The organism is Noviherbaspirillum aerium (assembly GCF_008929045.1).
In the GTDB taxonomy this organism is placed as follows: domain Bacteria; phylum Pseudomonadota; class Gammaproteobacteria; order Burkholderiales; family Burkholderiaceae_D; genus Noviherbaspirillum; species Noviherbaspirillum aerium.
The window spans coordinates 76,257-91,135 of record NZ_VFAH01000004.1; the positions used below are offsets into that span (position 1 = coordinate 76,257).

Genomic DNA, 14,879 nt, shown 5'->3' on the forward strand with positions numbered 1-14,879 from the left:
CGGATTGGCGAAACGGGCTGCGGCGGCGTGAAGACTTGGCGTCAAGATTTGCCTGCATTGCGCTCCTGGCAATCGCCGTCATGAAACGACATGCCAATGCGGCAATGCAAAGACGAGAGAAGGCCCGGATGCGCCGCGGGCAGATCCGGCGGCGCCTGGTGGTGCATCGGATATCGCTTGTCGCCCGGCTTTATGCGGCGGCACGCTCCGTCGATACTGCTGAAGAATCGCTGCCGTTCAGCAAGAATTCCATCAGTTCACGCACCGAACGGATCTCGCTGCCGAAGGGCAGCCGCTCGGAGCCGCGGAAGAACAGGCCGCGCTTGACATCGCCCTCCAGCGCGAACGCCAGTCGGGTGTCGATGCAGAATTGCCCCGACTTGGCGATGCCGTCGCGCAGCCCGCACTGGTGCAGGCAGTCGAAGCCGACCGTGCATTCCTTCGGTCCCGCCTTGCGCTGCAGTTTCTCTTCCTTCTCCAGGTAATTGGCGAGCCAGGGCGTGCGCACCCCGCGCGCCGGCAGTCCTGCCACGCTCATGAAGGTGACGATGTCTTCCGGCTTGGCTTCGGCCAGCACTTTCTTGAAGTTGACATGCGCATCGCCTTCCGTCGTGACGGCGAATGCAGTACCCAATTGCACGGCGCTTGCTCCCATCGCGAGCAGCGCACGCACCTGTTCATGACTGTTGATGCCGCCGGCCGCGACCAGCGGAATGGATTCGCGCTCCAGTCCGAGTTCGCGCAGGACTTGCTGGGAAGCTTCGAGCACGGCGGGAAAGGCGAAATGCGGCTGGTCGACATCCTCCATGCGGGCCGCGCCGAGATGTCCTGCCGCATGCCGCGGGTTTTCAATCACGATGGCATCCGGCAGACGGTTCTTGCGCATCCATTTCTTCAGCACCAGCGCCACGCCCCGGGCATCGGAAAGAATGGGCATGAGCGCCACGTCGGGATGGTCCGCGGCGAGTTCCGGCAAGTCCAGCGGCAGTCCGGCGCCGACCACGACGGCTTGCGCTCCGCTCTCGCAAGCTTGCCTGACATAGGCAGCGTATTCGGCCACTGCGCGCATGATGTTGACGCCCACCATGCCCTGGCCGCCGGCGAGTTGCAGCGCGGCCTTGATTTCCCGGTCCAGCGCCGTCAGATTCGCCTTATCGATCAGGGTCTTGTCGCGGCTCTTGCCCGTGCCGGCCATCAGGTCGGGATGATGCCGCCGCAGGTCCACGCTGGAAATCGTGCCGACGCCGCCTAGCGCCGCCACGCTGCCGGCGAGACGGTGCGCGGAAACACCCACTCCCATGCCTCCCTGTACGATGGGAAGCAGGCTTCTTCCCTTGATATGAAGCGGTTTCAATGTGGTCTGTAACACGGCGTTTTCCCAGTCAAAGCGGTCTAAAGGACGAGCGAATGTAGCAAACGGGAAATGCAATGTATTTGATCTCAGTCAATTATTTCCAAGCGCTCATCAGGACGCGCGCATGAAGGCTGGTTCATGCGGATTGCGCGCTACGACATGCGGTCGCGTCAAGGTCCGGGCCGAAGCCGCGAACTCCACGGCTGCATCGATGTCACTTTAATCAATCGCAATATTATTAACTTCACAAGCTGCGGCTTGAAATCGGCCGCCAGCGAGCGCGTCCGAACGGACAGCGGCGGGTTCGAACAGACGGCGTGTCTGAACAGACAACGGAACAGGACGAGGCGCAAGGACAAGCCACAATATTCCGGCGGCATGCCGCCGCTGGATTACTTCATGGAGGACAGTTTGAGTCAGACAGGAAACGCAGCGCTTCATCGCATCACGATCGTCGGCGGCGGCGCCGGGGGGCTTGAGCTCGCGGTGCGCCTGGGCAAGAAGCTGGGAAAGAAAAAACGGGCGGAGATCACGCTGGTCGATGCTTCCCGCACCCATCTGTGGAAACCACTGCTTCACCAGGTCGCGGCCGGTACGCTCGACACGCATTCGGATGAACTCGAATATCTTGCCCTTGCCCGGAACTATCATTTCAATTTCCGGCTGGGACGCATGGATGGCCTCGATCGCGCCGGCAAGGAGATATTCCTTGCCCCGATCTATGACGAAAACGGCGAAGAGATCCTGCCGCGCCAGTCCATTCCCTACGATACGCTGGTGCTGGCACTCGGGAGCCAGACCAATGACTTCAACACGCCCGGCGTGCATGAACACAGCATCATGCTGGACTCGCCCGAAGCCGCCGAGCGCTTCCATACCCGCCTCATCAATTCCTGTATCCGGGCGCAGGCCAGGCCCAAGACATCAGGCCAGGAACGCTTCACCGTCACCATCATCGGCGGCGGCGCGACCGGCGTGGAATTGTCCGCCGAGCTGCACATGACGGCAAAGATCATCACCAGCTACGGCCTTGCCAACTTCGATCCGGAAAAGGATCTGAAGATCGTGATCGTTGATGCGGGACCTCGAATCCTGCAGGCTCTGCCGGAGCGCCTGTCGTCTGCCGTCACGCATGAACTCAAGGAACTCGATATCGAGGTGCATACCAGCGAGCGCGTGACTGAAGTGACGAAGGAAGGCGTGCGGATGGCGAGCGGCAGGTTCATCCCGAGCAGCATCGTCGTATGGGCCGCCGGCATCAAGATCGCCGATTTCATGAAGGAGCTCGGCGGGCTGGAAACCAACAGGATCAATCAGCTCGTCGTGCACCGGAACATGCAGACGACGCGCGACCCGTCCATCTTTGCCATCGGCGACTGTGCGGCTTGCCCGATGGAGGACGGCAAGTCCACCGTTCCGCCGCGCGCGCAGTCAGCCCATCAGCAGGCCAATACCCTCGCCAAATCGCTAGTGCGCATGCTGCAGGGAAAATCCCTTCTCGATTTTCATTACCGGGACCATGGCTCGCTGGTCTCGCTGGGCAACTACAGCACGGTCGGCAGCCTGATGGGAGCGATTGCACGCGGCTCCGTGTTCATCGAAGGCAGCATTGCCAAGTGGATGTACTGGTGGCTGCACAAGAACCATCAGATCACCGTCAACGGCTGGTTCCGCACCTGGCTGCAGACCTGGGCCGAAACCATCAATTGGGCGCGCAATCCGCGCATCAAGCTCCATTGAAGGGACGCGGGAGCGGCGATTCGCCTCTCCCGCTGCCGGGCTGCCCGCCCCCTCCGACCGTGCGGGTGAAGGCGACACCGCTCAGGCAAGACGCCAAACGATCAGCGGGCGCCGCCATGATGGCCGTCAGGGCCATGATGGCGCGAGCGGCCATGAAACTTGAATTCCTCGTTGAAAATCTTTTGCTGGTCTGGCGACAGCACTGCATAGAATTCCCTTGTGGCGGCGAGCCGCTCGGTCATTCTCTGTTCCGCCTGCTTCATGAACGCCAGCCTCTTTTCCATGCGGTCCGGCACGCTCAGTTTTTCCATTTCCGCGCGGTCGGGACGCTGCGGCATATCGCCGGGGCGCATCCTGGCGACATAGGCGTTCCAGGCGATTTCCTGGTTCGCGTTCAGAGCGAGTTTCGCACGCAGCTCGGCCTGCCGCTTCTCCATGCGTTCACGCATCTTCTCGGGTGAACGTTCATGATGGCCGGCTGCCTGCCCGCCGGGAGAGGGCTGTGCCTGCACTGCCAGCGCGCCGGTGCCGATGCCAGCGGCAAGCAAGGTGGAAACAAGGGTTTTATGGATGCGTTTCATCATGATTTCTTCCTGAAGTGATCAGTGCCTTATGCACGGGATCCATCGTGACGCCGGCGTGTATCGGCAGCATGTCGGTGTTGGCCATTGTTGTAGCGGCAAGTACGCAGCGTCGGAGAGTTTGTATCGTTCTGTATCGGGTATTGCAGGGGAAACACCGCGATACAATTGCGGTACCCCGACCCGTTCGAACTTGCCATAATCCGCTCATGGAACATCCACAAAAAATTCTGATTGTCGACGACGACCGCGAGATCAGCACCCTTCTGGCGGAGTATCTGGAAAAGAACGGCTACCGCGCCGTGACTGCCGGCGACGGCAAGGCCATGCAGAAAGCCTTGCAGGAGCACCGTGTCGATCTGATTGTCCTGGATCTCAACCTTCCCGGCGAGGACGGCCTGACCCTGTGCCGCAACCTGCGCAGCCATTCCGCCATTCCAGTCATCATGCTGACGGCGCGCGGCGAACCCGTCGATCGCATCCTCGGCCTGGAAATGGGGGCCGACGACTATGTACCCAAGCCTTTCGAGCCGCGTGAGCTGTTCGCCCGCATACGCAGCGTGCTGCGACGCACCCAGGCCCTGCCGCCGCATATGCAGACCAGCGAGTCCCAGCAGATCAAGTTCGCCGGCTGGACCATGGATGTCACCGCGCGCCATCTGATCAATCCGGCGGGCGTCGTGGTCGCGCTTTCCGGCGCCGAATACCGCCTGCTGAAAATCTTCCTTGATCACGCCAACCGCGTGCTGAGCCGCGACCATCTGCTCAACCTGACACAAGGCCGCGACGCCGATCCTTTCGATCGATCGATCGACCTGCAGATCAGCCGGCTGCGGCAAAAACTCGGCGACGACGCGCGTTCGCCCCAGATCATCAAGACGGTGCGTAATGAAGGTTATGTGCTGGCCACGCAGGTCGCCAAGGAATGAAAACACTGTTGCAGTCGATGACGACCAGGGTATTCCTGATGCTGTTCATCGGTGTCGTGCTGAGCACCCTGCTGTCGTTCGGACTGGCGGCCAGGGAGCGGCAGCGGATGATCGGCCAGTTCCGGGACTTTCATGCGGTGGAAAGGATTGCCCAGTTCGTGCTGTCGCTGGAAACCGTGCCCGCCCACCTGCGTGAGCCGTTTTTCACGGCGGCCACCGGCGTCGGCATGCGCGCCGAAATTGCCAGCGGCCAGGAAGCCGTCAAGGAACCGCGCTCCACCCTCGCCGGCATGCTTGACAAGCGACTGCCGGAAGACTATCGGATCGTATCCACGCCGGCCACAGCGGCGGACTGCGCATCGACCGGGCGCGGCATGCGCCGCCCGCCCGAGCAGCGGGTCAGCTGCGAAGCCATGCTGATCACGTTGCACGACGGATCCAGATTGCGGATATCGGTCCTGCCGCCGCGCCCGCCTCCCATGGCTCCCGGAATCGATTTGCAGACCTATGCGGCACTGCTGCTGGCAAGCATAGCGGTCGTCGCCGCAGTGGTGGCCCGTACGGCGATGCGTCCTCTCAAGCAGCTGGCCGAAGCGGCGACCGAACTCGGACATGACATCGAACGTCCGCCGCTGCCGGAGCGCGGGGCGACGGAACTGCGCCAGGCGGCGGCCGCCTTCAATGCGATGCAGTCGAGGATTCGCAGCCATATCCGGCAGCGCGCCCACATACTTGCCGCCATCACCCACGATCTGCAGACACCGCTGACACGCCTGCGGCTGCGTCTCGAAAAGGTGGATGACGCCGAATTGCGGGACAAGCTGATCAGCGACCTGTCTGCCATGCAGGGCATGGTGCGCGAAGGCCTCGATCTCGCGCGCAGCATGGACTCGGCTGAAGCCATGCAGCGTCTCGATCTCGATTCGCTGATCGATAGCGTCTGCGCCGATGCCACGGATGCCGGACAGCTGGTCCATGTCAATGGCGTCACCGGGGCGTCGTTGATGGCCAGGCCGATCGCGTTGCGGCGCTGCCTCACCAATCTGCTCGATAATGCGGTGAAATACGGATACGAAGCACAGGTCAAGGTTACGCGAGAAGGGGGAAACGCCGTCATCTCGATCCGCGACAAGGGCCCCGGCATTCCGCCCGGCGAGTTCGAGAAGGTGTTCGAGCCCTTCTACCGGCTCGAGAGTTCACGCTCCCGCCATACCGGCGGAACAGGCATCGGACTGACCATTGCCAGAAACATCGCCGAACAGCACGGCGGCGGCATCTCGATGCGCAATCATGAGGAAGGCGGTCTGGTGGTGACCTTGTTTCTTCCGCTCGGGCATGCCGCGCCTGTGCAAGGCTGAATGTTCGTGGTTTGGGCGTGATGGTCAAAGTCCAAAGCCAGAAGCGTTTTGACATCGCCCAGGCTGCGTTTGATAAGCATTGCGAGCAGTTCAGGTTGGCGCCGAGGAGCGCACGCGTACGCAAGGTACGCCGAGCACCGCAGGCGCCAACCCGGATCGCGCAGCAGCTTATCGACACAGCCTGGAGCGTTTTCGCCTTGACCGGGCTGGTCGAGGCCGAGGCAAATTGTCGCTGGAACAAGGCGTGACGGCACGACATGGCCAGGCCATGGCAAGGAGTCACAACGCCGTGCCGGCGGCAATGCATCCGGGATCTGCATGCAGATCAGGAGGAAACCGATCTAATGCGAGTTTGCCGCATTACTGATCGGGCATGCGGCGTCCCTGCCCCAGAGTCCGGAACATATCCGGGCGCGGCAGAGGTGGCCTTCGATCAGCCCAAGCGTCCCGCAACGCTTCACCAAGGATTCCGTTGTGTCCCCCTGAGTACGAATCACCACATCCGAATTCGCCCCGGATGCGCCCAAGCCTGGATTCGCTTCGCGTGCACGCGAGCTCATACGCGTGGCGGTATCCGCAGTCCTGTCGCTTCCATTCGTCTGCCCCTGCTTATTCGGGACCCGTGACAGGAGGGCCGCGATCAGATCCACATCCGTATCCTTGCTTCTTGCCTTTTCCGATGCGCTTGCGCTTCTTTTCATAGCTATCCGGGTCGGGCGTTGACCCGACTGGCTTGCCCTTAGGTTCCGGTCCCGCAGCCGTGACACTTCATGCGGTTTCACGGTCTTTACCGCAGGCTTGCGTGCCAACTGCTGCGCGGCGGCACGCTGCGGGTCAATGACATTGCGGTGGACGTTTTCCTTGCCTGGGGCATAGGAAGATGCCGGCGCAGGCGAAACCTCGGTGGCGGGCGGCTGCGCTGTATTGAGCGCAAGCGACTGATGGAACGCAGAAGTACCGGACATATCCAGGTCACCGAATCCCGGGGCCGCCATATTCGCAGCAGCGCCGTCCGGTGCAGTCGCCGCGACGCCCTCTCCTTTCTCTCCACCTGTTTTTTCGCTGCTCTTTTCTGCCGTGTCCTTCGCCGAAACTTCATGGATGACCTGCTCCTGCCGCGGACGCTTCTCTTCCTGGTAACGGCTGAGCAGCAGCCCCACCGCTACCAGAAGGAATGTTCCAGCCAGGAAGATGAGTCCGCCTTGCAGCAGCCGCTGCTTACCCGCTGGCGGCTCCAGCGCATCAAGAACGTGAAAGACCGCATTCGTATCGCGCAGGGTTTGATCAGCTTCATACAGCGCATGACGCTCTTTCGGGTCGGGTCTGGCGGAATGGGGCTGGTTCATATCGTTAATCGGGACAGACATAGAAATCATTTTTAATGACGAAAATGCAATATTACCAATACAATATTGTCTTGTTTGCAATTATTAAGAACTTTGTGTGAATACTGCCACGCCGCTCCTTTTGCTCGCTTTTACCTACATGATCACGATCGCCGCGACAGGCTGGCATGTGCTTGACAGAAAGCGCCGCACGTCCATCCGTGCATGGTTGCGTGATCATGCGACATACAGCGGGGTATGGCTCGGATACCAGATCAGGCGGTTTACCAATCTGCCACGCGCTGCCTGGCGCACGACAGTTGCCGCTTCCGATACCGCGGTCACAGGAATGCGGCCACATCGACGCATGCTGGGCTTATGCATGGTGTTGGTCCTGGCGCCGGCCGGCCTGCTACTCATCTTCGCCAATTTCACCCATCTGCATTCCTATGACGACGCCACACTTCATCGCGATCCGGTAGTCGCCTCGCTCCTCGACGGCGAACAACTTGTGCCTCCGGCTGCGCTTCCACCCGCAGTATTCATCACGCCGGAAGCAGGCGCAGACCGAACGGAGCTCGCGACGGCGAGCCGCGAATGGATGCTGCTTGATCCGGATTTCCGACAGCGGCTCCTGCTTGTGTTCCGGGCGCTGGAGCGCCATGGCTATCGGATGGTCCTGCTTGAAGGTTATCGCAGTCCGGAGCGGCAGCAAATGCTGGCGCAACTCGGCCCGCATGTGACCAATGCGAAGGCTTTCCAGAGCTATCACCAGTTCGGGCTAGCGGCCGACAGCGCCTTCTATCGCAGTGGACGGCTCGTGATTAGCGAAAAAGATCCCTGGGCAATGGAGGGTTACCGCCTGTATGGCGAATATGCCGAATCATTCGGTCTCGTCTGGGGTGGACGCTGGCAGATGCGTGATTTCGGACACGTGGAACTGAGGCGCGGCCGCTCATGACATTGATATTAAAACGTGGTCGTCGCCATTCAACAACGCAATGTTGTCATCGTGCCATCATCTAAGTTACCATTCTTGCAATTATTAATTTTACAACTTTGCCCAGGCGACAATTTTGCCGAGGTTGAGCCTGTCCCTGCCAAAGACTTTTTTGCCGTTGCCCGGGTGTCTGAAGGCTTCATCAAGTTTGCGAACCCGCTCCCGATTGCACCACCGGCTGTATTGGAATTCCATTCATGCTCAAGCTGTACACCTTTCTGACGAGCTTCCGTACCTTGTCCATTGTCGGCACCTGCCTGGCCCTTGCCGCCATCTCCCTGTTCGCGGCCTATCTTCAAATTCCGCCGCTCTGGACCTTAGTTCTGCTGGCTGCAATTCCGCTCGCGTGGCTGGTTTACTTCCTCCTCAGGCGCAGGCGCCTGCGTGGCGCCGGAAGCAATATCGACGAGCTTTTCAGGCAGGCGGGCGAAACCGCAACAAAAAATACGCCTCCGGATCGACGGGATGAAATCGAAATTCTGAGGACGCGACTGGCGGAAGCGGTACGCACCATCAAGGAATCAAAGCTGGGCCTTACCTCCGGAAGCGCCGCGCTCTATGAGCTTCCCTGGTATATCGTGATTGGCAATCCCGCAGCAGGAAAAAGTACCGCGATTGCACATTCAGGCTTGAACTTTCCTTTTTCCGACAAGGCCGGCCGAGCCGTCCAGGGTATCGGCGGCACGCGCAACTGCGACTGGTTCTTCACGACCGAAGGCATCCTGCTCGATACCGCAGGACGCTATGCGATTGAGGAAGAAGACCGCAGCGAATGGTTCGGCTTCCTGCGCCTTCTGAAGAAATACCGTCCCAAAGCACCCATCAACGGCATTGTGATCGTCGCCAGCATCGCCGAACTTGTCACGTCGAGACCGGACGCGACCATCGCCCTTGCAAAGCAACTGCGCCAACGCGTCCAGGAACTGACGGAACGGCTTGAGCTTTTCGTGCCGGTCTACGTTGTCTTTACCAAAATGGACCTCGTTGCCGGCTTCGTCGACTTCTTTGAAGATGCGAATTCCGATGAGCGAAGCCGCGTCTGGGGCGCCACCCTTCCATACGTAGCGGACGGAAGCGCAAATGCCGTAGCAAGCTTCGACCAGCATTTCGATCATCTGTCCGACGGACTGCGGGAATTGGGCACGACACGCATGGCAGCCAATCGCGGACAGTCGGTCAGCCCGGGCGTGCTCAGCTTTCCACTGGAATTCGCCGGCCTGCGGCATCATCTGCGCAGCTTCATTGCAACACTGTTCGAAGACAACCCCTATCAGTTCAAACCCATTTTCCGCGGGTTCTATTTCACCAGCGCGACACAGGAAGGTAGTGCCATACATTCCGCCGCCACGCGCGTTACCCGCCAGTTCCGCCTTTCCGAAGGACGCCCGCTTTCCGCCAGCATCGACTCTCGAACCGGCTTCTTCCTGAAGAATCTATTCTCATCGGTCATCTTCACCGACAGGCAACTCGTGCGACAGTACGCAAGCAGGAGAAAACTGCTGTTTCGGCAAACCATGTTCTACGGCGGAGCACTCGCGCTCGGCCTGTTGATCGCCGCCTGGACCTGGTCGTACCACACGAATCGTCAATACCTGCGCAATATACAAGCCGATCTCGACAAGGCGGTAAAGACGCAAGCCATCAAGACGGACCTCGGTTCGCGCCTGGAAGCGCTTGAAATATTGCAGGACCGCCTGGAACAGCTTTATCAGTATCGACGCGACAAGCCCTTGCCCCTCGGGTTCGGTCTCTACCAGGGCGAACGTATCGAACACAAGCTGCGCGGTGAATATATGGCCGGGCTTCGGCAGGTCATGCTGGCTCCCGTGGCAGACAACCTGGAAAAATTTCTTTCCGCCGCTGCAGTTCATCCAGCCGGAACGGCAGACTCCGCGCAGGAACCCACGCCAGCGGAAAAGCAAGCTACAGCAGGGTTGGCGAAAACGAAGGTGCAGGCGCCAGCCACTCCTTACATGGAACAGTCTGCAAGCAGCGCCGACGCCGTCTATAACGCCCTCAAGACCTATCTCATGCTCGCCAATCGCGACCGGGTCGACGCCAGCCATCTCGGAGACCAGCTCACGCGCTTCTGGCGCGACTGGCTGGAGGCGAATCGCGGAGAGACCCCGCGTGAACAGGTCATCCGCAGCGCAGAAAGGCTGATTCATTTTTACCTTTCCCAGGCCGGAGAGCCGGATTTTCCGCTCGTCGACAACAAGCTCGCGCTTGTGGAAGAGGTTCGGGAACAGCTGCGCGAGTCGATCAAGGGTACACCGGCAAGACAACGGGTTTACAACGAAATCAAGATGCGTGCCTCGACACGCTTTCCGGCCCGCACGGTCGCCGCGATCGTCGGCGAAGAGCATCGTAGGTGGATGGTGGGAAGCCATGCGGTGCCAGGCGCCTTTACACATGAAGCCTGGGATCGGTTCGTCGCCAACGCCATACGGGAGGCCAGCACTTCGACGTTGCAGAGCGCGGACTGGGTTCTCAAGACCGCGGCCCGCGACGACCTTACACTGGAAGGAAGCCCTGAACAGATCGAGCGCGATCTCACCCGTATGTACAAGTCCGAATATATCGGTGAATGGAAGAAGTTCATACAGGGAGTTGCCATCAACGACTTCGGCAATTTCGAAGGTGCGGCTGCCGCACTGAACAAGCTTGGGGATCCAGCCTCGTCTCCCATTACCACCCTGCTGCAGACGGTGCACAGTGAAACCTCCTGGGACAATCCTTCAGCCATGCAGCAAGGATTGCAGCAAACCCGAAATGGCATGATGGACTGGTTCCGCACCACAATACTCCGCAAGACGCCGGCGGAGCTGCACAAGACAGTGCCGGCGAACGTCGGCAAGGCGGTCGAGAATCAGCGGGGAACGATCGGCAAGGAATTCTCTTCGATCGCAAGGCTAATGTCCTTGCGCAGCGAAAACAAGGAAGCAGCATTGGTGACCGGCTATCTTGATCATCTGTCGAAGGTACGGTCGCGTTTCAACCAGATCGGGAATTCCGGCGATGTTGGTCCCGCCAGCAGGCAGCTGATGCAGGCGACCCTCGACAGCAACGGCTCCGAGCTTTCCGATACCTTGAGATACATTGATGAAAGCATGTTGACCGGCATGGCGGACGGTGAACGCGCCGCCATTCGTCCCTTGCTTGTGAGGCCGCTGATGCAAGCCTTCGCAGTGATCGTGTTGCCTGCCGAGACGGAAATCAACAGGACATGGACTGCGCAGGTTCTCGAGCCGTTCAATCGAGGGCCGGCTGTCAAGTATCCATTTTCACCGCAAGCAAAGATTGAAGCCACGCCGGCAGAAATCTCGCAGATATTCGGTCCTGACGGCGCGATTGCGAAGTTTCTGCAATCCCAGCTCGGGCCACTCGTCATCCGACGCGGCGACACCATCACCGCACGAACCTGGGGGGAAATCGGAATTCGCCTGAACCCCGCCTTTGCCGCCAACATTAACCGCTATGTCGGCAATCCGGCCGCATCCGGTGCGGCATCCGATGCCAGTTCCACTCCGGTTACGCGTTTCCAGATGCGTCCCTTGCCTTCCCCCGGTCTGCTGGAATATACCATCGAGATCGACGGGCAGACCTTGCGCTACCGGAATGGGCAGCAGGAGTGGTTCAACTTCATATGGCCATCCTCCAGCGGCCAGCCCGGCGCCCGGATTGTCGGCGTGGCGACCGATGGACAGCGCGTGGAGATCAGTGACTTCCCCGGCAAGTTCGGCCTTGAAAAATTGATTAACGCCGCGCAAAGGAAAAAACTCGAAGATGGGGGCTTCGAGCTGACATGGAGTGCGGGAAAGCACAGCGTCAATGCCGGGTTCAGCCTCATCAGCGACACACGAAGCCAAGGCCTCGCTACTGGGAGCGGCAGCGAGAACGGACTGCGTGGCATGCGTCTACCCGCCACCGTAGTTGGCAATCCAGGTTGATTCGCGAAGGAAGGGAAAAGAAAACTCTAATGATGCGAGCATTCGACAAATCGATTTTGAATAATTCAAGCAGCTTTTACTTCGGGAAAATTCCCTCGCGCAGCGATTTCGTAAAAAGCGCTTCTGGTACAAAAGTCATCAGCCTGATGGATCAGTGGATTGCCCATGGAATGGAAATGCTGATGGCAATACCCGACTGGAAGGTATCATTCGATAATGCCGGCCCTTTCGATTTTCTGTTTCTCGGAATGAATCGAAAGCATGCAATCCAGGGAACTCTGGCACCGAGCCGCGACGCATCGTTCCGGCGTTTTCCATTGGTCGCAGCTACATCCTTCGAGCTTGCCGATCCTCTGCGATTTCTGCGGCTGGGTTCCTTGGCCCTGGACGCAACCTGCCAAAGCAGGCGCAATCTGATGCATCATGCGATAGAAGCCCTCGACATGCCAGATTCGCTCGACCTGCTTACTGCGCGCCTGCCAGAATCTGAATTTCAGATTCGGAATGCAGAATCACGTTGCGCGACTTATCTTGCGAAGCAATCCATTGCCAGTCTGAGCGCAATGCTGGATTCGGAGGGAAGTCATGTCTCGTTGCGCCAGATGATCCTAACGCTGGGCAACTTGCTGAGTCCCTTGCGCGCCTCGTCCACAGAGCCGACACAAAAGGCACTCGCATTACCGCTCCCCCGCCAGGAAAATCAACGCATCGACGTGACGACATTCTGGCTGCAGCTGATTTCCATTTCCCTGCGCGGAAGCTCCGCAGAGCTGAGTCTCTTTTCCGGCCGGCATCTCGGTTGTCCCCGTCTCATCATCGCTTTTACCGGAGTAACGCCCCTGATCTTTCAAGCGTTGTTCGATGAACACGCTGCGAAAGGATATCTGATCGATCTCGCGCAAACGGATTGGAATGAGTATCACGATGCCGCATACCCATCGTTCGCTGCACTGTCCAGCCATCTCAAGCACCATGAGCTTTCCGCTCAACAGCTTGTTGCAAGTTACCGCAATACCTTTGGATAGCACGTCGGGATCTACCATCCCATGGCTCATGAAATGAAAATCACGATCCTTCAACAATGCTTAAAGTGCATAGGTCCTGACTGGCCCGGGCTATGCATGATAATCGTCGCGAGCGATTCGAGGTTGAGTGGCGTTGATGAGCGGGAGCGCCCCCGGACGGACAGTACGCCGAGCATTACAGGCGCCGACCCGGACTCGGACCGAACTGCAGCTTATCAAATACAGCATGGACGAGGGCAAGAGTATCTGCTCGCAGCACGAAGCCTGGTGAAGCGACGTGCCGAGACCGGCGCCCTTCGATCCATGGAAAAAATGGCAAAGCGCTCCCACACATTGCAGTGTCACCACCGCATTGTCCAGGCTAGTCAGTCTCGACAGGACGAAAGCGCCCTAGTTTTCCCGTCCTTAAATGCCGTGCCACGGAATCTGCAAGGCGTCGCCAAACGGTACCAACCGCCACGTTCATGATTCACACAAAATTCTTAAAGGTGCAATTGTGGCGTGACCGCCGTGTTCCTCCAGCGTCCGGCAGCCGCCCTCTTCATCGTTTCTTCTCACCCTCCGTAGCGAATTCCTTTTCCACATTCACATGTTCCTGAATCGCCTTCCATCATCCGCCGTCGCATCAACTGCACGAATTGCACCAACTGCAGCTATTGCACCAATTGCTGCCACGTTCCTTATTCTTGGCATGGCATTGCCACGACCGATACAGGCGGATACCGGCACGGCTCAAAAGGTCCAATCCTCAAACCGAATTGTTGTCTCGGGCGCGGTCCCGGATGACGCAACCAGGCAACGAGTGCTGGCAAGCATACAACGTGTATATGGCGAAAACATGGTCGTCGATCAGATCAGTGTGGAGAAGGTACAGGCACCGATGGACTGGCTGCCAAACCTGGAGGCGATGATCACACCACAACTCAAATCGGTTTCGAAAGGCACGCTCGCAATTGAAGGCACAGACGTATCCATACGCGGCGAAGTCGGTAATGAACCGACACGCCGGAGCATAGAAAACAGCCTTGCAGGAGCAATGAAGTCCGGATACACACTGAAAAACGGACTCCGAGTATCCGCGTCGAGCCAAGTGCTGCTTGATCAGACCCTGGGCGGCCGGGTCATCGAATTCGAGAACGGCAGTGCTCTGCTCACCGCTTCCGGAACGCGGATACTTGACGAAATGTTGGATACGATCAAAAAAATGGCTGGGGTGAAAATAGAAGTGATTGGCCACACGGATAGTATCGGCAATCCAGCTTCAAATCTTGCCTTGTCCCGGGCGCGTGCTGACTCGGTGAAAACCTACCTCGTCACGAAGGGCTTTCCTCCGGAATTGATTGGTACGAGCGGCATGGGAGCAAACCAGCCTGTAGCAAGCAATACCAGCGAAGACGGACGTAAGCGAAACCGAAGAATAGAATTCCGCGCTGCACAATAAAGGGAAAGACAGAAAATCCTGATGAACTGCTTCGCCGTCACCAGGATTACAAGCAGTCATACGCCGCCGTCCATATCCAGGCATAGGCGTTCCATAACACCACGATACCTGAATACTTGAGAGTATTCGGGATAATAGCCCAGCCAGCGGAATGCGCCGCGACGGCGTTCTGTCGT

Annotated in this window: 12 protein-coding genes; 9 read left to right on the forward strand and 3 right to left on the reverse strand. The window is 58.9% G+C overall.

The genetic code is table 11. The features are described from left to right. Positions 1-190: 190 nt before the first annotated feature. Positions 191-1,369 carry an NAD(P)H-dependent flavin oxidoreductase gene (locus FH061_RS07940; RefSeq protein WP_225984537.1) on the reverse strand — a complete coding sequence of 393 codons (1,179 nt, stop codon included), beginning with the start codon at positions 1,367-1,369 and terminating at the stop codon, positions 191-193. Positions 1,370-1,753: 384 nt separating this feature from the next. On the opposite strand from FH061_RS07940, the gene FH061_RS07945 reads away from it, so the two are divergent. Next, the gene (locus tag FH061_RS07945) at positions 1,754-3,094 is read left to right on the forward strand and encodes an NAD(P)/FAD-dependent oxidoreductase (RefSeq protein WP_151634754.1); all 1,341 of its coding nucleotides are present in this window, start codon (positions 1,754-1,756) and stop codon (positions 3,092-3,094) included. Between the two features lie 101 nt (positions 3,095-3,195). Here FH061_RS07945 and FH061_RS07950 read toward each other — a convergent pair whose 3' ends face one another. Then, the gene (locus tag FH061_RS07950) at positions 3,196-3,678 is read right to left on the reverse strand and encodes a Spy/CpxP family protein refolding chaperone (RefSeq protein WP_151634756.1); all 483 of its coding nucleotides are present in this window, start codon (positions 3,676-3,678) and stop codon (positions 3,196-3,198) included. Positions 3,679-3,884: 206 nt separating this feature from the next. On the opposite strand from FH061_RS07950, the gene FH061_RS07955 reads away from it, so the two are divergent. The 3 genes from FH061_RS07955 to FH061_RS07965 are packed head-to-tail and all read left to right on the forward strand — an operon-like array spanning position 3,885 to position 6,210. Further along, positions 3,885-4,604, forward strand: a complete 720-nt coding sequence (locus FH061_RS07955) for a response regulator (protein WP_151634758.1) — start codon at positions 3,885-3,887, stop codon at positions 4,602-4,604. Next, entirely contained in the window at positions 4,601-5,962 is a 1,362-nt protein-coding gene (locus tag FH061_RS07960) for an ATP-binding protein (protein WP_151634760.1), read from the forward strand. Before FH061_RS07955 ends, FH061_RS07960 begins: the two co-directional genes overlap by 4 nt. 17 nt (positions 5,963-5,979) lie before the next feature. Further along, positions 5,980-6,210, forward strand: a complete 231-nt coding sequence (locus FH061_RS07965) for a hypothetical protein (RefSeq protein WP_151634762.1) — start codon at positions 5,980-5,982, stop codon at positions 6,208-6,210. Positions 6,211-6,303: 93 nt separating this feature from the next. Here FH061_RS07965 and FH061_RS07970 read toward each other — a convergent pair whose 3' ends face one another. Then, positions 6,304-7,308 (reverse strand): hypothetical protein, encoded by a 1,005-nt coding sequence (locus tag FH061_RS07970; protein WP_151634764.1) that lies wholly within the window; start codon positions 7,306-7,308, stop codon positions 6,304-6,306. Between the two features lie 97 nt (positions 7,309-7,405). On the opposite strand from FH061_RS07970, the gene FH061_RS07975 reads away from it, so the two are divergent. From FH061_RS07975 to FH061_RS07995, 5 genes are all read left to right on the forward strand, one after another. Then, the gene (locus FH061_RS07975) at positions 7,406-8,248 is read left to right on the forward strand and encodes a M15 family metallopeptidase (protein WP_225984538.1); all 843 of its coding nucleotides are present in this window, start codon (positions 7,406-7,408) and stop codon (positions 8,246-8,248) included. Between the two features lie 15 nt (positions 8,249-8,263). Further along, positions 8,264-8,509 (forward strand): hypothetical protein, encoded by a 246-nt coding sequence (locus FH061_RS07980; protein ID WP_151634766.1) that lies wholly within the window; start codon positions 8,264-8,266, stop codon positions 8,507-8,509. Continuing rightward, the gene (gene tssM / locus FH061_RS07985; RefSeq protein ID WP_151634768.1) at positions 8,485-12,237 is read left to right on the forward strand and encodes a type VI secretion system membrane subunit TssM; all 3,753 of its coding nucleotides are present in this window, start codon (positions 8,485-8,487) and stop codon (positions 12,235-12,237) included. Before FH061_RS07980 ends, tssM begins: the two co-directional genes overlap by 25 nt. 29 nt (positions 12,238-12,266) lie before the next feature. Next, on the forward strand, positions 12,267-13,262 hold the full coding sequence (gene tagF / locus FH061_RS07990; protein WP_192804961.1) for a type VI secretion system-associated protein TagF: 996 nt from the start codon (positions 12,267-12,269) through the stop codon (positions 13,260-13,262). Between the two features lie 589 nt (positions 13,263-13,851). After that, on the forward strand, positions 13,852-14,703 hold the full coding sequence (locus FH061_RS07995) for an OmpA family protein (RefSeq protein WP_151634772.1): 852 nt from the start codon (positions 13,852-13,854) through the stop codon (positions 14,701-14,703). Positions 14,704-14,879 lie beyond the last annotated feature (176 nt).